15 protein-coding genes are annotated in these 16,931 nt (G+C 31.3%); 13 read left to right on the forward strand and 2 right to left on the reverse strand.

Annotated elements, in window-relative coordinates; genetic code table 11:
- Window positions 1–16 precede the first annotated feature (16 nt).
- Complete coding sequence (locus ACZ446_RS05880; protein WP_464394186.1) at window positions 17–1,159, reverse strand: iron-containing alcohol dehydrogenase; 1,143 nt, start codon at window positions 1,157–1,159, stop codon at window positions 17–19.
- A 318-nt stretch (window positions 1,160–1,477) separates the two neighbouring features.
- Here ACZ446_RS05880 and sdaAB point away from each other — a divergent pair, with 318 nt between their 5' ends.
- The 13 genes from sdaAB (at window position 1,478) to ACZ446_RS05945 (ending at window position 15,799) form a co-directional block, all read left to right on the forward strand.
- Entirely contained in the window at window positions 1,478–2,149 is a 672-nt protein-coding gene (gene sdaAB, locus ACZ446_RS05885; RefSeq protein ID WP_464394187.1) for an L-serine ammonia-lyase, iron-sulfur-dependent subunit beta, read from the forward strand.
- A gap of 12 nt (window positions 2,150–2,161) precedes the next feature.
- Window positions 2,162–3,046, forward strand: coding sequence for an L-serine ammonia-lyase, iron-sulfur-dependent, subunit alpha (sdaAA, locus tag ACZ446_RS05890; protein WP_464394188.1), 885 nt, complete (start codon window positions 2,162–2,164; stop codon window positions 3,044–3,046).
- Between the two features lie 136 nt (window positions 3,047–3,182).
- Window positions 3,183–4,742 (forward strand): putative bifunctional diguanylate cyclase/phosphodiesterase, encoded by a 1,560-nt coding sequence (locus ACZ446_RS05895; protein ID WP_464394189.1) that lies wholly within the window; start codon window positions 3,183–3,185, stop codon window positions 4,740–4,742.
- A 77-nt stretch (window positions 4,743–4,819) separates the two neighbouring features.
- On the forward strand, window positions 4,820–5,890 hold the full coding sequence (locus ACZ446_RS05900) for a glycerol dehydrogenase (RefSeq protein ID WP_464394190.1): 1,071 nt from the start codon (window positions 4,820–4,822) through the stop codon (window positions 5,888–5,890).
- 198 nt (window positions 5,891–6,088) lie between these two features.
- Window positions 6,089–7,144: an ABC transporter substrate-binding protein gene (locus tag ACZ446_RS05905; RefSeq protein WP_464394191.1), complete on the forward strand. Its 1,056-nt coding sequence runs from the start codon at window positions 6,089–6,091 to the stop codon at window positions 7,142–7,144.
- Between the two features lie 12 nt (window positions 7,145–7,156).
- Window positions 7,157–7,828, forward strand: coding sequence for a response regulator transcription factor (locus ACZ446_RS05910; protein ID WP_464394192.1), 672 nt, complete (start codon window positions 7,157–7,159; stop codon window positions 7,826–7,828).
- A complete protein-coding gene (locus ACZ446_RS05915) occupies window positions 7,825–9,270 on the forward strand; it encodes a histidine kinase dimerization/phospho-acceptor domain-containing protein (protein WP_464394193.1) in 1,446 nt (481 codons plus the stop codon). Before ACZ446_RS05910 ends, ACZ446_RS05915 begins: the two co-directional genes overlap by 4 nt.
- A complete protein-coding gene (locus ACZ446_RS05920; RefSeq protein WP_464394194.1) occupies window positions 9,267–10,094 on the forward strand; it encodes a DUF3919 family protein in 828 nt (275 codons plus the stop codon). The genes ACZ446_RS05915 and ACZ446_RS05920 overlap by 4 nt, the downstream gene beginning before the upstream one ends.
- A gap of 181 nt (window positions 10,095–10,275) precedes the next feature.
- Window positions 10,276–11,550, forward strand: a complete 1,275-nt coding sequence (locus ACZ446_RS05925; protein ID WP_464394195.1) for an extracellular solute-binding protein — start codon at window positions 10,276–10,278, stop codon at window positions 11,548–11,550.
- Between the two features lie 105 nt (window positions 11,551–11,655).
- Entirely contained in the window at window positions 11,656–12,567 is a 912-nt protein-coding gene (locus ACZ446_RS05930; RefSeq protein WP_464394196.1) for a carbohydrate ABC transporter permease, read from the forward strand.
- 19 nt (window positions 12,568–12,586) lie between these two features.
- A complete protein-coding gene (locus tag ACZ446_RS05935; protein WP_464394197.1) occupies window positions 12,587–13,450 on the forward strand; it encodes a carbohydrate ABC transporter permease in 864 nt (287 codons plus the stop codon).
- A 223-nt stretch (window positions 13,451–13,673) separates the two neighbouring features.
- Window positions 13,674–14,885 (forward strand): Tm-1-like ATP-binding domain-containing protein, encoded by a 1,212-nt coding sequence (locus ACZ446_RS05940; protein ID WP_133505439.1) that lies wholly within the window; start codon window positions 13,674–13,676, stop codon window positions 14,883–14,885.
- Window positions 14,886–14,965: 80 nt separating this feature from the next.
- Complete coding sequence (locus ACZ446_RS05945; protein WP_133505440.1) at window positions 14,966–15,799, forward strand: phosphoenolpyruvate hydrolase family protein; 834 nt, start codon at window positions 14,966–14,968, stop codon at window positions 15,797–15,799.
- Window positions 15,800–15,853: 54 nt separating this feature from the next.
- Here the strand turns inward: ACZ446_RS05945 and ACZ446_RS05950 are convergent, their stop codons facing one another.
- Window positions 15,854–16,918 (reverse strand): 2,3-butanediol dehydrogenase, encoded by a 1,065-nt coding sequence (locus tag ACZ446_RS05950; protein ID WP_133505450.1) that lies wholly within the window; start codon window positions 16,916–16,918, stop codon window positions 15,854–15,856.
- Between the last annotated feature and the right edge of the window lie 13 nt (window positions 16,919–16,931).

The following is a 16,931-nucleotide window of genomic DNA, read 5'->3' on the forward strand; positions in this document are numbered from 1 at the left end:
AATCTATTAGACTTAACTATTCACCATAAAAAGATTTTTTATAAATTACTTTCATATCTTCAACAGTAGGTTCTTTTGGGTTAGTTAAAGTGCAGGGATCCTTATGAGCATTTTCTGACATTCTTGCTAAAACCTTTTCGAAATCTTCTTTAGTGTAGTCTGTTCCTTCAATTTCGGCAAAGGAAGTAGGGATGTTTAATTTCTTATTTAAAGCTCTAATTGAATCAGCTAAGCTATCTACTTTTAAGATTTTTTCGATTGCTTTAAATTTAGATTCAGCAGCCTGGTAATTATATTCAATTACATAAGGTAACAAAATCGCATTAGCTAAACCGTGAGTTATGTGGAATTCGCCTCCAATTTTATGAGCTAAACTGTGAATAATTCCCAGTGAAGAGTTAGAAAAGGCCATACCTGCAATAGTAGAAGCATTATGCATTTTTTCTCTGGCCTCCAGATCATCACCATTATTATAGGCTTTTGGTAAATATTCAAAGACCATTTCGATTGCTTTTAGGGCAAGAGCATCTGAATAATCGCTAGCTCCAGTAGAAGTAAATGATTCAACTGCATGTGCCAAAACATCCATTCCCGTATTTGCTGTTATATGTGGAGGCATTGTGGCTGGAATAGTAGGATCTATAATTGCAGCATCTGGTACAATTTCTGGAGAAACAATAGGGTATTTAATTTTCTTTTTAGTATCTGTGATTACAGAAAAAGCTGTAATCTCAGAAGCAGTTCCACTGGTAGATGGAATAGCGATGAATCTTGCCTTATTTCTAAGACTAGGAATTGAGCCAACTTCAATGATATCCTCAAATTCTAATTCGGGATGTTCATAAAAAGCCCACATAATTTTGGCTGCATCCATTGGTGAACCTCCACCTAAGGCAATTACTAAATCTGGTTCAAAATCAAGCATAGCTTCTTTTCCTCTGAGCACAGTATCAACAGAAGGGTTAGCTTCCACACCATCAATTACAATAGTTTCTATTTTAGCTTCTGCCAATTTACCTTCAGTTTTGGCTAAGAAGCCCAATTCTTCCATAACACCTTCATCAGTAACAATTGCAGCTTTATCTGCATCTAAATCTGACAAATAATCCAAAGCACCTTCTGAAAAATGGATTTCCTTTGGAACTAAAAATGATTTCATAGCTAATATCTCCTTTATTTATATATTTTGATATTATTCTAGGCCTAGAAAATAATCAGTAATCATTATCAGTTTTAACTGACAATTAATAGTTTAACAACTTGTGAAAAAAATGTCAAGCTTTTTATGTAATTTTTTTCACATAATAATATTAGTTTTATTTTACTTATAATGAAGCCTAATTACAAAAAAATTTTAATCATTACAAAATTTTTGGAGATTAACCTTGACATTTAAAAGCCTATAATCTACAATATTATTGTAAGACTTAAACAAAAATTTTAAAAATTTAAATATAATAAACTAGGTGGTGGTTTAATGGATAATTTAAGTGCTTTTGATATTATCGGTCCAGTGATGATTGGACCCTCAAGTTCTCATACTGCAGGAGCCTGTAGAATAGGGAATCTGGCCAAAGAAATTGTTGATAATAAACTAAAAGATGTTAAAATATATTTTCACGGTTCATTTAAAGAAACTTATAGAGGTCATGGTACAGATAAAGCCATTATTGGTGGACTTTTGGGACTTAAAACAGATGACAGTAGAATCAAAAATTCATTTAAGTTGGCAGAAGAAGAGGGTTTCAGTTTTGAATTTTTACCAGTAGATCTTGATGATGTTCATCCAAATACTATGAAATTAGAAATTATAGATCAAAATGACGTAAAAACAACTATAATAGCTTCCTCAATTGGTGGCGGAAATATCATTGTAACGGAGTTGAACGGTACCAGGGTAAAATTAAAAGGTGAATACTACACTCTAATTACCTTCCACAATGATCAGCCCGGGTTGATCGCAAAAATATCGGAAATATTACAGATATACAATTTAAACATAGCGGAAATGGAAGTTCTGAGAAAAGCGAAAGGAAGTCAGGCAACAGCGATTATTAACTTAGATCAAAAGGTAGAAAAAAATATATTACAGCTTTTAAGAGATATTCCCGGAATTCAAAGTCTAAAATTGGTTAAACCATTAGTTTAAGGAGGTTTTTTAATGGAAGATTTTCATAAAATAGAAGAATTAATTGAAATAGCTGAGAAAAATGATATTTCACTGGCACAAGCTGTCATCAATAGAGAAATTAGTTTAACTGAAAAAAGTGAAGAAGAAGTAAGAGATAAAATGCGTTATTCACTGCAGGTTATGCGGGAATCGATAGAAAAAGGTCTAAAAGAAGATGTTAAATCAATGAGTGGGTTAACCGGTGGTGATGCTAAAAAGGTTGAAAAAGCGAGAAAAGAGGGGAAAAGTCTTACCGGTGATCTATTTTCCAGAATTCTAGCTAATACACTAGCAGTTTCAGAGTTAAATGCAGCTATGGGTAAGATTGTCGCCTGTCCAACCGCAGGTTCCTGTGGTATTTTACCGGGTTCACTGATTACAGTAGCTGATGAAAATGAGTTTACAGATGAAGAAATTATAGATGCCCTATTTGTAGCTTCAGGTATTGGGGTTGTAATTGCTAAACAGGCTTCTGTTTCAGGTGCTGAAGGAGGCTGCCAGGCTGAATGTGGATCTGCTTCGAGTATGACTGCTGCGGCTATTACATATTTAATGGGTGGTTCAAAAGAGGAGGTTGCAGCTGCGGCTGCGATTGCACTTAAAAATTTACTTGGTTTAGTTTGTGATCCTGTGGCTGGTCTGGTTGAAGTTCCCTGTATTAAAAGAAATGCTGCCGGAAGCAGTAATGCATTAACTGCTGCTGAGATGGCCTTAGCCGGAGTTAAAAGTGTAATTCCTGCTGATGAAGTTATAACAGCTATGAAAAAAATAGGAGATGCTCTTCCAGATTCTCTTAAAGAAACTTCTCTGGCTGGTTTAGCTGCTACTCCAACTGCCTGCAGAATCAAGGAAGAATTGCTGCAGAATTCGTTATAAGCTGATTTTATTAATACCTTGCTAATAACTTTGATTCACTATATAATTAAAATAACATAGATCAGTAAAACCAGTTAAAGAACTTAGCTTTAACTGGTTTTTTGGTTTTGGCTTTAATTTAGGAGATGTTAAGATAATGAAAGATAATAAAAAGGTAACAAAACCAATTAAAAATATAGTCATTTCTTATGCTGTTTTTGGTATGCTCTGGATTTTGTTTTCGGATATTTTGGCAATGTTTTTTATCAGTGATTTAAATTTTTATCAAAAATTTCAATCAGTTAAGGGTGTAATTTTCATCTTTGTAACCGGTGTTTTCTTATATTTTATACTAAGTAAAAATTTAAGAGAGCTGGAAGAGAAAGAAGAAAAGCTTGTTGAACACGCTTATTTTGATAGTTTAACTTCACTGCCCAATAAAAGGTCACTCTATGAAAATCTAACTGCCAAAATTAATTCCAACACTTTTAGAAATAAAGCTGCAGCGACTTTTTCCTTATTTTATCTAAATTTAAACAATATCGATAATTTAACTGAAATTAAAGGTCACAGTCAGGGAAGTGATTTGATTAAAAAAATAGCTGCACATTTAGAAGCTAATTTTGACAGTCAAAATTGTAATATCTACAGCTATAATTATGACCAGTTTATTCTTGTTTTTGATGATAAAGTTGATGATCAGGAGTTAAAAAAACAGGCAAATATTATTCTAGCGTCAATTAATGAATTATGGGAGCAGGGTCAAATTGATTATTATCTAAGTCTTGATATTGGGATTTCCAAATTTCCTGATTCAGGTGGAGATGCGGAAGCTTTAATTTCATCTGCTCAGCTCGCAGCTCGCAATATCATTTTTGATGATCTGAGCTTTCAAATTTACAATCAGCAGATGTATCTGGATAAATTAGAATATGAAAATTTGAAAAGAGATTTGAGAAATGCAGTAAAAAAAGAAGAGTTCAAATTATATTATCAACCTAAAATTAAAATTAATGGAAATCAGAATAAAATAAGTGGGGTAGAAGCCTTAATCAGATGGGAGCATCCAACTCTCGGTCTGGTTTCTCCACAGAGATTTATCAAAATTGCCGAAGAAAGTTCCTTAATAAGAGAAATTGGAGATTGGGCTGTTGAAGAAGCTTTCAAACAACTTTCCAGCTGGCAGAATAAATATGACAGTGATCTAAGCATTTCTGTCAATTTATCTCCACTTGAATTATATGATAAAAATAAGGCTGATAAGATTAAAAATCTAAGTCAAAAATATAAAATAAAAAGAGATTTAATAGAATTTGAAATAACAGAAAACGCCCTGCTGGATAACCGAAGTGGTACAATAAAAACTTTAAATGAACTCAAGAATTTGGATTTTTCAATTGCCCTTGATGACTTCGGTATTGGCTATTCTTCACTAAGTTATTTAAGCAGACTTCCAATTGATACTTTAAAGATCGATAAATCTTTTATCGGAAAGCTTTCTGATTCTAAAAATATTATTTTAATCGATTCAATAATTAATCTTTCCCACAAAATGAATTTAAAAGTAATTGCAGAAGGGGTTGAAAACTCAGAACAGCTAGAAATAATGAAAAAGCTAGACTGTGATGAAATTCAGGGCTACTATTTTTACAAACCGCTGCCTGTCAATCAATTTGAAAAGATTATTGGAGAAAGTTATGATTATTTAAATTTTTAATCAAACTCTAATTTGATATTCGAAAATAATTGTAGTATAATTTAATTGTGAAAAAAATATCAAAAGGAGTGATTGTAATGACAAAAGTTTTAACCTCACCAGGAAAATATGTTCAGGGCAAAAAAGTAATTAAAGAAATGGGAGACTATATAAAGGAGCTGGGAGAAAAGGCTCTGATAATAGCTGACCCGATTGTAGAAGAATTATTTTTAGCTGATCTGAAAACCGGTTTAGAAGAGCTTGATTATGAAATTGAATTTTTCAATGGCGAATGTTCAAAAGTAGAAATAGAAAGATTAAATAAAAAAGCTGCTGCTGAAAATGCAGAAATAATAATCGGAATGGGTGGTGGTAAAACTTTAGATACATCTAAAGCAGTTGCTCACTATTCTGAATTACCTGTAGTTATTGTTCCCACAATTGCAGCAACAGATGCTCCCTGTAGTGCACTATCCGTAATTTATACTGAAGAGGGAGTTTTTGAAGAATATTTATTCTTACCAAAAAATCCAGATGTGGTAATGATCGATACAGAAATTGTGGCAAATGCACCTGTTAGATTTTTAGTTTCCGGTATGGGAGATGCACTGGCAACTTATTTTGAAGCTGCAGCTTCAGCTTTAACCAGAGCTACTGCAATGTCAGGTGGAGCACCAACAATGACAGCTCAAAATTTAGCAGAACTCTGCTATAATACACTTTTAGAGTATGGAGTTAGTGCTAAAAAAGCTGCTGAGGCTGGTGTAGTTACTGAAGCCTTAGAAAAAATAGTTGAGGCTAACACCTTATTAAGTGGACTTGGATTCGAAAGTGGTGGTTTAGCTGCCGCACATGCCATCCATAATGGTTTCACTGTCTTAGATGAAACACATGCTAAAACACACGGTGAAAAAGTAGCATATTCAACTCTAGTTCAGATGGTCCTAGAAGATAGAGATCCAGCAGAAATCGAAAAGGTAATTAATTTCTGTCAGGAAGTTGGACTGCCAACTACTTTAGCTGAATTAGGGATCACAGATGTTACCGATGAAAAAATTCTTGAAGTAGCTGAAGCAAGCTGTGCTGAGGGTGAGACAATCCACAACATGCCATTTGCTGTAGATGCAGAAATGGTTAAAGATGCAATCCTAGCAGTTGATGTTCTTTAAATTATCAAGATTTAAGAATTTAATGTAGAACGAATATAAATAAATAGATTATTAATAAAACCCTTTCTGAGTTTTTAAATTCAGGAAGGGTTTTTTAATTTTAAAAAGGTTTCAACTTAGATATGAAGAAATATAAATATATAATGCTTTATTTGAAAAAATTATCATATTAAAGAAATATTTTAAAAGGGTGATATTATGATCATAAAAGCTTTAATTAATAAGAGAAATAAAATTTGGTGTCTAATATTTCTAATAATATTAATTTTATTAACTTCTAAATTAACATTTGCAAATGAAAATCAGTCAAACAATGAACTAATTGTTTATGTTAATTTTCATGAAGAAGAAGCAAAAAGATTACTTGATCTTTTTAGTTATCAAACTGATATTGATTATACCTATCTTAAAATGTCTTCTCAAAATACTAATAAGAGAGTTATTAGTGAACTTGAAAATCCAAGAGCAGATATAATATTAGGAGGACCAGCAGATAATCATCAACTATTAGCAGATATGAACTTATTAAAAAGTTATAAGTCAGCTGAATCTGATAAAATTCCAAAACAATTTAAATCAGATGCTAATTTTTGGACTGGCATTTATTTAGGACCTCTTTCAATTGCTGTTAATGAAAGCTTATGGCAGAACGAATTTTCAAATACAGCTTTAGAAAAGCCAAAAAGATATATTGATCTTTTAAATCCAGCTTTTAGAGGTCAAATTGTGATGCCTGATCCTCATACTTCAGGAACAGCTTTTACATTTATTGCTTCTATAATCCAGCTTTGGGGTGAGGAAAAGGCTAAAAAATATTTTAGTAGACTTGATAAAAATGTAGCATTATACACTGAAAATGGTTTTACTCCAGCAAGAATGGCTGCATTAGGAGATTATATGATTGCTGTTAATTTTTTGCATGATCAAAAATTGATGTTGCGTAATGGATTTAATTTAAGTTATAATATTCCAGCGCTTGCAGGATGGGAAATTGGATGTGTTTCTATTATAAAAAATTCTCCTAATCCAAAGGCTGCAGAAAAATTTATCGACTATATTTTATCTAAGGAAGCTGCATTACTGCATCAAGAACTAACTGAAAGAATTTCGACTCGTAAAGATATAGAAATTGATGGTGAATATATTGATATTTTTGATTACAATATCAATGAAGAATATGATATTTTTAAAGCTGCTAAAAATAAAAGAGAGTATTTAAAAATATGGGATCAGGGTATTAGTTTAAATAATTAAGGGGGAGCTTTAATGTTGATTGTTGTCATTGAAGATGATTTTCCAATAGCAAATTTAATAAAAATGAACTTAGAATTAGAGAATTTTGAAGTTAAAGTTTTTTCAGATGCTGAAACTGCTTATAATTTTTTTTCTGATAATAAAGCTGATTTAATACTTTTAGATATAATGCTGCCTGGGATGAATGGATTTGAACTGCAGTCCAGGATAAAAGAAAAAAATATTCCAGTTATTTTTATAACAGCTAAGAGTGATCAGGAAGATAAACTAATGGGGCTAAAATTGGGAGCAGATGATTATATAACAAAACCATTTGACAATAGAGAATTAATTTTGAGAGTTAAGGCAGTATTGCGAAGAAGCAAAAAGAAATTAGATAATGATTGTCTAACACTTGGAAATTTGAAGCTTTTAAAAAGAAAACATTGTGTATTACTAAATGGGGAAAAACTTGAGCTAACTCCCAAGGAATTTGAAATTTTACATTTATTTATGAAAAATTATCAGCAGGTTTTTTCTAGAGATCAATTAATACATCACATTTGGGGTTATGATTACTATGGTAATAGCAGAACAATTGATATGCATATTAAAAGGTTAAGAGAAAAACTAAAATCTTATCAAAACATAATACAAACTGTTTATGGCGTTGGCTATAAATTAGATTTGGAGAAGAATTTATGAGTTTATTAAAGGAAATTAATTTAAAAGAAAAATTCATCTTATCCAGTATAATTGTAATATTACCGGTTTTGATATTTATAACCTTTTTAACAGTGAAAATCGTTGATAAACACAATATAAACAATGTTAAGGAAACTCTAGTTAAGAACTCATATTTAACTCATATGTTTTTATATCAGAATTTGAATGAGATAGAAGATATAAACCCTCGGAACATATATTATCTAAATTTAGAGTTAAGTCGTGTTTTAAATATGAGAACTCAAATTTATTATAAAAAAACTTCAAATTATTTTGATTTCTATGAAGCAAATTCTTCCAATTCTAATTTTGAAGATAACTTTAGAGAGAGTAATGATCTAAAGTTAGCTATGCAGCAAAACAAGAACTATAAAATAAAGAATATAAATAACAATCGATTTTTTTTATTAACACTTCCTTATTCTAAAGGAGAAGAAACGCTGGGAGCAGTAAGATTAATTTATCCGCTTATAGAAGAGGATCTATTAAGAAAAAATTTATTATATATTATGTCATCCATAAATGTTTTAGCTTTTATTATAATTATTATTTTCATAGGACTATTAACTAAAAAAATTGTAAATCCACTTAAAATACTTGGTAAAAAGATTGATGAATTTTCGGAACAAGGAAAGCTTAAATCTGAAATAAAAATTGACAGCGGAGATGAGGTAGAAGAACTTTCGAAAAAATTTCAAAAAATGGCTCAGAGTATAACTTATTTAATAGATGATTTGAAAAATGAAAAAAACAAACAAAAAACATTTTTTGATAATATGACTCATGAAATTAGAACTCCTTTAACTACAATCATTGGTTATGCAAATATTTTAAAAAAGATAGATGATACTAAAAAGTCTGAGCAGGCTTTGCATTACATAGAAACTGAGGGAAAAAGACTTTTGAGGTTGGTTAATGAAATTATTGCTAGTTCAAAATATAATAGTGAGAAAAAGATTATGCTAAAAAAACGAAATTGTAATTTAAATCAATTGATTAAAGAAAGTGTTAAAATAATGCAGTATAAAGCAGAAAAATATAATATCAAGATAAGTTATCACTTTGATTCTGATATAAAAACATTAATCGACAAAGATAAAATCAAAGAGGTGCTTTTGAATATAATCGATAATGCAATAGTTCACAGCAACAGTAAAAGAATTGATATTATATTAGAAAATAATATGTCTAAAATTATTCTTAAAATTATTGATTATGGAAGTGGTTTTAACTTTGATTACGAAAAGTTGTTGGATAAACAAATGAAAAAAAATAAATTTTTAGCTGGACATGGTCTTGGATTAAATATTTCTAAAGAAATTATGGAACTCCATGGTGGAAAGTTAATTATTGACAGTAATGTAGAACTGGGAACAACTATTACTTTAATTTTCCTTTCAAATGAGGATGATAAGCAATGAAGAAAAAAGTTTTTATCTTTTTGATAATTATAATATTTCTAATTTTTTCTATTCAATCCTTATTTGAATATTATGGTTTAAACATTGAAGAAAATAAAAATATCATTATCGAAGATCAGCAAAAATTTAATAATATTATTAATGCTAATACGCCGGTTGAAATCGAAATCACTGATCAGCGGTGGGGTCAAACTTTAATCACAGACCCGGAAGTATTATTTACTTTTTGGAAAATATTCTCTAATTTAAATATCTATCCTGGAGAAAATATTTCAAATAAAGACTTAATTACTGGAAAAGTCCACTTTTTTGATGGGAATGAAAAAGAATTTACAATTTCTAATAGATTTAAACTTGGTGATTATTATTATGGGAGTCGAGAAGAAGAAATTGAAGTAAAGAAATTATATAATTTAATTAATGATCATCTTAATAATAAAAATAGTCTGGTTATGATGTTAAAAAAAGCTGAAAAAATATATCTATATACCAGAAATCAATATTTAGATCCAAACTCTAAAGATATAATAAGTATTCAGGATGAAGAAAAAAATGAACTGATAGAATTAATATATCAATCTGATAAAATAGAATATGACAATGCATTTAATAGGTTTATCTTAGAAGAGGGATATAATCCTATTTATCATTTAGCTTTAAGTTTTAGTAAAAAAACCACCGGTGATGAGTTGATAATATTATCTGTACTTTCAGAAAAATATTTTGCGACAACAGATATGAATCAAACTAACCGAAACATTATATATTACAAAGGAAATATTTTTTCTTTTGTCAGTCAATTATTTACTAAGAAATTTAATTAAAAAAATTAATTTAAAACTCAGGCCATTCTTTTAGAGAATGGTCTTTTTCTATTCCATATTATCTTAATTTATAATTGAATTTTTAGAAATTGTTACATTTTTGTTACATTTAATTTAAAATTTAGTTATAATCTTTTTTTATAATTAAAATGAATTAAAAAATAAGAGGGGGTTTATAATTATGAAGAAAATTTTATTACTAACATTTGTTTTAGCTTTATTGGTTTCAACTAATGTGATGGCTGCAGAGATGGAGATTGAATATTGGACTCACACTGATGCAAACAGAACAAGAATTGAAAACAGGTATATTGAAGAATTTGAAGAGATGCATCCTGATGTAAAGATCAAAAGGGTAGTCAACGAAGCAAGTAAATTAGGTGATATTGTTTTAACTGCTTTTTCTGCAAATAATGGACCGGATATTTTTAATTTGCCAATTGAGCAGGAATACAGCTATATGATTAATGGCCGAGTGGCTCCAGTCGATTATGAAGCAATAGGAGTAGATGGTATGGCAGATTTAAAATCAAAATATGCTGCTAACACATTTGATCCTGTTATTATGGATGGAAAAATTCATGGACTGCCTTTAGAACTAACAAACTGGTCAATCTATCTTAATAAACAGATATTTAGAGATGCTGGTTTAGATCCCGAAAAAGATTACCCTAAAACCTGGGAAGAAATGGCAGATGTTTCAGAAAAATTAGTTATTCGAGATGGAGATATCTTAGTAAGAAGAGGTTTTGATTTTAGATACCCATATTATTTAGTTTCATTTTTACCAATGGTTGAACAGTTAGGTGGAAAATTAATCAGCGAAGACGGTACAGAGGCAATTGTAAATAGAGAAGCCTGGATTGAAGCTCTAACATATATGAAAGAGTGGGGACCATATGGTAGAAATTTAGGTAACCCTACTTATACAAATGCTCGTAAAACCTTTAACAAAAATAATAATGATATAGCAATGGCTTTAAGTGGATTTTATCAGCAGGGAAGAATTAAAAGTGATAACCCTGAGTTTTATGAAAGTGGAGACTGGATGGTTATTCCGTTCCCTGTTTTTGAAGATGCAGTAAACGACTATGGAGCAGCATATTATGGTCATTATATGATGGTTAACTCTCAAATTGATAGTGAAAAACAGGAAATGGCCTGGAAATTTATTGATTACATGCTTTCACATCCAGAAGAATATTTATTAGAAGTTAATATTATTCAACCAAGAAAAGATTTAGTTGAATCTGAAATGTTTAAAGAACTTCCTTATACAGATGTATTTATGGCTGACCTAGAAAGATCAAAGCCAGTTTTCTTACATGAAAATGGATATCAAATGGAAAGATATATTAAATCTGCTGTTGAAGAAGTTATGTTAACTGAGATTACTGTAGAAGAAGCCTTAGAAACACTTGAAGAAAGAGTAGAAGAAGTAATAAACGAATATTAAATTATATAATCTGGGTGGGTCAGTAAATGGCCCACCTAATTAATAAAAATTATTTATAAGATCTAATTTAGAATATAATAATTTTTATTGGGGGGAATAATATTTATGAAAAAGAAAAGTAATTACAGCATAGATAAAGAAAAATCATTCTGGGGTTTAGTTTTTGTTATCCCTTCATTGATATTTTTTGCATTTTTTAGTTTTTATCCTATCTTAAATGCTATTTATATGAGCTTATTTAAAAAGAATCTTTTATCATTAAGACCAGCGACTTTTGTTGGTTTAAAAAATTATTTATATTTATTTAATTCAAGACAGTTTATTCAATCAGTTAAAAACAGTGCAATTTTTTCAATAAGTACTTTTGTGTTATTAGTTATTTTCAGTTTATTTTTTGCAGTTTTAATTACTAATATTAAAAGCTTTCAAAAATTTTTTCAAATGTTATTTTATTCGCCAGCGGTTTTATCTTCTGTTGTAGCAGCAGTTATTTGGTTGTTTATCTTTGATCCCAGAGGACTTGCTAATCAGGGACTTAACTTTTTAGCCAGCACTAGAGGTGTTGATTATAAATGGCTTGCTTCAACAAACATGCTTCGACTGGCAACAGTTGTGGTTTACTTTTGGAAGTACGTTGGTTATTTTACTATTATTTTTATTGCCGGTATTGGAAGCATTCCTTCTAGTTTATATGAAGCCTCAAAAATTGATGGTGCAACTCCATTACAGGAGTTTTTCTATATTACTTTACCACTATTAAAACCAACAACACTATTAGTATCAATTATGGCTATGGTAAGATGCTTAAAAACTTTTAGTACTCAGTACCTTTTTACAACTGCAGGTGCTCCATCTAGACCAATTAATGTAATAACTTTAAATATCTATAATACAGCTATACAGGATCACAGGATTGGGCTGGCAAGTGCAATGAGTATTTTACTTTTTATAGTATTAATTTTCTTTGCCTGGTTTCAGCTAAAAGTGTCTAAAAGTGATGAAGTAAGTTACCAATAAGATTTGGAGGTGCTAATCAATGAAGTCAAAAAATAGAGAAAATTTTATTGAAGATTTTTCGTTTTTTAGATTATTAGTTTGGATAATACTAATTTTTGCTGCAGGATTAATAGTAGTCCCTTTATTATTTATGTTCACAGCTTCAATCATGCCGGCAACTGAAATTTTAAAGATGCCCTACCCCTGGTTTACAGGAGAAATACACTGGCAGAACTATTGGAATGGAATTAAGGGACCTTATGATAGCTTTATATACATTAGAAATATTTTTAACTCACTTGTAGTTTCTAGTTCAGTGACTTTTACAACTGTTATTTTATCAGCAATTACAGGTTATTCGCTTGCTAAGTTTGAATTTAAAGGTAAAACATTAATTTTCATGGCAATTATGGGAACAATGATGGTTCCATTTGAAGCAATTATGGTTCCACTTTATATGGTTGCTTTAAATTTAGGTATCAGTGACAGTTATGCAGGTTTAATTTTGCCTTTTTTAACTAATGCTTTTGGAATTTTTATGATGAGACAATATCTGATAACCTTTCCTGATGATATGCTTGACTCTGCAAGAATTGATGGTGCAGGTGAATTTGAAATTTTTTGGAAGATTGTTCTTCCAAACTGTAAGCCTGTTATTGCCACTTTAGCTGTTTTGACTTTTAGGACTCAGTGGGATAACCTTTTGTGGCCTTTGATGGTTATTCAAAGTGAAGAAATGAAGACAATTCCTCTTTATATAACAAGATTTTTAGCTGAAACTAATACAGATGAGGGTATAATGATGGCAATTGCAGCTACTGCAAGTATCCCTATTTTTATTTTGTTTTTGACTATGTCTAAATATTTTATTAATTCTGGAGTTCATTCAGGTTCTAAAAGTTAAATAAAAAAACAATATAATGTATTTTATGTTTTTAATCCCTCTCTATCAGACAAATTATTAATTTTGTTCTGAAACAGAGGGCTTTTTGATATAAAAATTAAATATTAAAATTGTTATTATTTGTAATTAAACTGCTCAGGCTATATAATAAAGTTGGAATAGTCAGAAAATTAACTAATTAATTTCATTAGTTTTTAATAATCTAACACAAGGGGGGATTGTTTTGAGTAAAGTAGTTATTGTTGGAACTTTGGATACTAAGGGAGAAGAATCTAAGTATGTCAAAGAGATTATTGAAGAGGAAGGTTTAGAAACAATTGTCATTGATGCCGGAGTGTTGGGAGAGCCATATTTTGAACCTGATATTGACCGATCAGAAGTTGCCAAAGCTGGTGGGGATAAGATAAAAAATCTGGTCGAGGCAGCTGATCGGGGTAGATCAATGGAAGTCATGTCAGATGGTGCTGCAGAAATTGTTGCAGAACTTAATCAAAAAGGAAAAGTTGCTGGAATAATTAGCCTTGGTGGTTCTGCTGGTACAACAATCGGAACAACAGCAATGAAAAGACTGCCGGTTGGAATTCCTAAAGTTATGGTCTCAACACTTGCATCTGGTGATACAAGACCCTATGTTGGAACTAAAGATATTACTATGATGTATTCTGTTGTTGATATTCTGGGTGTTAATTCTTTATCATCAGAAATATTATCAAATGCAGCCTTTGCTGTTGCCGGGATGGTTAAAGGTAAAAAACCAGAACCAAAAGAAAAAAGACCTTTAATTGCCGCAACTATGTTTGGAGTTACAACTCCCTGTGTGGAAAAGGCAAGAGATTATTTAGAAGATCACGGCTATGAAGTTTTAGTATTTCACGCAACTGGAACTGGTGGCAGAGCGATGGAAAACTTAGTTGAAGAAGGATTTATCAGTGGAGTTCTTGATATAACCACAACTGAACTCTGTGATGAACTTGTTGGGGGAGTACTTTCAGCAGGCCCCGATCGTTTAGAAGCTGCTGGCAAAAAAGGAGTACCTCAGGTAGTTTCCACAGGAGCTTTAGATATGGTTAATTTTGGTCCAATTGATTCAGTACCAAAAGAGTTCAAAAATCGTAATTTATATAAACATAATCCGACAGTAACCTTAATGAGAACAACGACTGAAGAAAACAAAAAACTGGCAGAAATTATTGCAAAAAAATTAAATAAAGCTGAATCAAAAACAGCCTTATTCCTGCCTCTCAAAGGTGTTTCGATGATTGATGCAGAAGGACAACCGTTTTACGGTCCGGATGAAGATAAGATGCTGTTTGAGACATTAAGAGAAAATATTGACCAGGATAAAGTAGAGCTTATAGAAAAAGAAATGCATATTAATGATGAAGAATATGCTCTGGCTTTAGCCAAAAAAATGATTGAACTGATTGAAGCTTAGACTTCAAATAAGTGAAATTTTAGCAAGACTATTTAAAATTTAAATTATTAAATTCATCTAAAATTAAAAGGGGGATAATAATGGCTTTTACACGCAAAGAGGTTCGGAAAAGATTGGAAAAGGAAATTGCAAAGGGTAAAAGTATAGTTGGTGCTGGTGCTGGAACCGGTATTTCAGCCAAATTTGCTCAAAAAGGTGGGGTAGATTTAATAATAATCTATAATTCAGGCCGCTACAGAATGGCAGGCAGAGGTTCATTAGCTGGTTTGCTGCCTTATGGAGATGCGAATGGAATAGTTGTTGAAATGGCAGACGAAGTGCTGCCGGTTGCTAAAGAAACTCCTGTACTGGCAGGGGTCTGTGGCACAGATCCTTTTAGATTAATGGATAATTTTTTAAAAGATCTAAAAGCTATGGGATTTTCAGGGGTTCAGAACTTCCCAACTGTTGGTTTAATCGACGGGGTATTTAGACAGAATTTAGAAGAAACAGGAATGGGTTATGATTTAGAAATTGAGATGATTAGAAAAGCCCATCAGCTTAACATGTTTACTGCCCCTTATGTTTTCAGCGAAGAAGATGCTAAAGCGATGGCAGAAGCCGGAGCTGATGTCTTAGTTGCCCATATGGGTCTAACAACCAGCGGTAGTATCGGTGCAGAAACCGCTCTAACTTTAGAAGAAAGTGCTAAAAAGGTTCAAAGAATCGCAGATGCAGGCAAAAGTGTTAACGAAGATGTAATGGTTATCTGCCATGGTGGTCCAATAGCAATGCCTGATGATGCCGAATATGTTTTAGAAAACACAGAAAATGTAGTTGGATTTTTTGGAGCTTCCAGTATTGAGAGACTGCCTACAGAAGCTGCTATTAAAAAGCAGACTGAAGATTTCAAGAAATTAGTTATAAAGAAATAGAATTACAAATTATTAAAGGCCCTTATCTTTTTAAAGATAAGGGCCTGATATTAATTATTTTTTTGGTGATACAAGAATTTTAATATGCTCATTTTTATTATTTATTAGTTCTTTAAATCCTTTTTCTTCTATATCATCTAAGGATATTTCTGAAGTGATCATTTTATCTGCTACAATTCTACCATCTTCAATAAGAGAACTAACAGTAGGGAAAACACCATTTCTATAAGCAATAGTACCAATTAGTTCTTTTTCAGTTAGAACTATATCATTAAAATTAATATTAACTGCTTTTTCCCAGATGCTTGTTACTACTATTTTCCCACCACGACGAGCAATATTAATTGCAGATTTTAATCCAGCTTCAACACCAGTTGTTTCAAAAGATGCGTCAACACCAATTCCAGATGTATATTTGTAAACTTCTTTAACAACATCAACTTCTGTGGGATCAAGTACTAAATCGGCTCCAAATTCTTTCGCAAATTCTTTTCTTTTTTCAGCAATTTCTACTGCAATAATTGTTTGTGCACCAGCAGCTTTAAGTGCTAAAATAGTAGATAGTCCAATTGGACCTGCTCCTAAAACAGCTGCAGTTTCTCCCTGCATAAACTTTGCTTTTCTAATTGAATGAGAAGCAACAGCAAGCGGTTCAATTAAGGCTCCTTCTTTAGTACTCATACCTTCTGGAAGTTTGTGAACCTTATCAGCAGAAAAGATAGTATATTCAGCTAAACCTCCACCTCCACCAGCCAGTCCATGAAATCCTAATTTATCACAGAGGTGATAGTCTCCACTTTTGCAGTAAATACATTCTCCACAAGAAACAATAGGTTCTACAGTTACTTTATCTCCAATTTTAAATTTATCAACACCATCGGCTATTTCTTTAATTGTACCAGCAAATTCATGACCTAAAACAACTGGAGCTTTTTCGTTAGTAATAGGATGTTCACTGTCTTCAGGAATGAAAATTGGCCCTGTTAAATATTCGTGTAAATCAGAACCACAAATACCACACCAATCAACCTCTATTAAAACTTCACCTTTCTTAACTTCAGGAATTGCTATTTCCTCAACTCGAATATCTTTTTTTGAATACCAACGCGCAGCTTTCATTGTCTTTTTCATT

The sequence above is a fragment of the Halanaerobium sehlinense genome, from assembly GCF_055379485.1.

What these genes read in the sequence shown, in the direction of transcription:
- ACZ446_RS05880 (WP_464394186.1), bottom strand. Translation starts at nt 1,159, where the DNA reads ATGAAATCATTTTTAGTTCCAAAGGAAATCCATTTTTCAGAAGGTGCT.
- sdaAB (WP_464394187.1), top strand. Translation starts at nt 1,478, where the DNA reads ATGGATAATTTAAGTGCTTTTGATATTATCGGTCCAGTGATGATTGGA.
- sdaAA (WP_464394188.1), top strand. Translation starts at nt 2,162, where the DNA reads ATGGAAGATTTTCATAAAATAGAAGAATTAATTGAAATAGCTGAGAAA.
- ACZ446_RS05895 (WP_464394189.1), top strand. Translation starts at nt 3,183, where the DNA reads ATGAAAGATAATAAAAAGGTAACAAAACCAATTAAAAATATAGTCATT.
- ACZ446_RS05900 (WP_464394190.1), top strand. Translation starts at nt 4,820, where the DNA reads ATGACAAAAGTTTTAACCTCACCAGGAAAATATGTTCAGGGCAAAAAA.
- ACZ446_RS05905 (WP_464394191.1), top strand. Translation starts at nt 6,089, where the DNA reads ATGATCATAAAAGCTTTAATTAATAAGAGAAATAAAATTTGGTGTCTA.
- ACZ446_RS05910 (WP_464394192.1), top strand. Translation starts at nt 7,157, where the DNA reads ATGTTGATTGTTGTCATTGAAGATGATTTTCCAATAGCAAATTTAATA.
- ACZ446_RS05915 (WP_464394193.1), top strand. Translation starts at nt 7,825, where the DNA reads ATGAGTTTATTAAAGGAAATTAATTTAAAAGAAAAATTCATCTTATCC.
- ACZ446_RS05920 (WP_464394194.1), top strand. Translation starts at nt 9,267, where the DNA reads ATGAAGAAAAAAGTTTTTATCTTTTTGATAATTATAATATTTCTAATT.
- ACZ446_RS05925 (WP_464394195.1), top strand. Translation starts at nt 10,276, where the DNA reads ATGAAGAAAATTTTATTACTAACATTTGTTTTAGCTTTATTGGTTTCA.
- ACZ446_RS05930 (WP_464394196.1), top strand. Translation starts at nt 11,656, where the DNA reads ATGAAAAAGAAAAGTAATTACAGCATAGATAAAGAAAAATCATTCTGG.
- ACZ446_RS05935 (WP_464394197.1), top strand. Translation starts at nt 12,587, where the DNA reads ATGAAGTCAAAAAATAGAGAAAATTTTATTGAAGATTTTTCGTTTTTT.
- ACZ446_RS05945 (WP_133505440.1), top strand. Translation starts at nt 14,966, where the DNA reads ATGGCTTTTACACGCAAAGAGGTTCGGAAAAGATTGGAAAAGGAAATT.
- ACZ446_RS05950 (WP_133505450.1), bottom strand. Translation starts at nt 16,918, where the DNA reads ATGAAAGCTGCGCGTTGGTATTCAAAAAAAGATATTCGAGTTGAGGAA.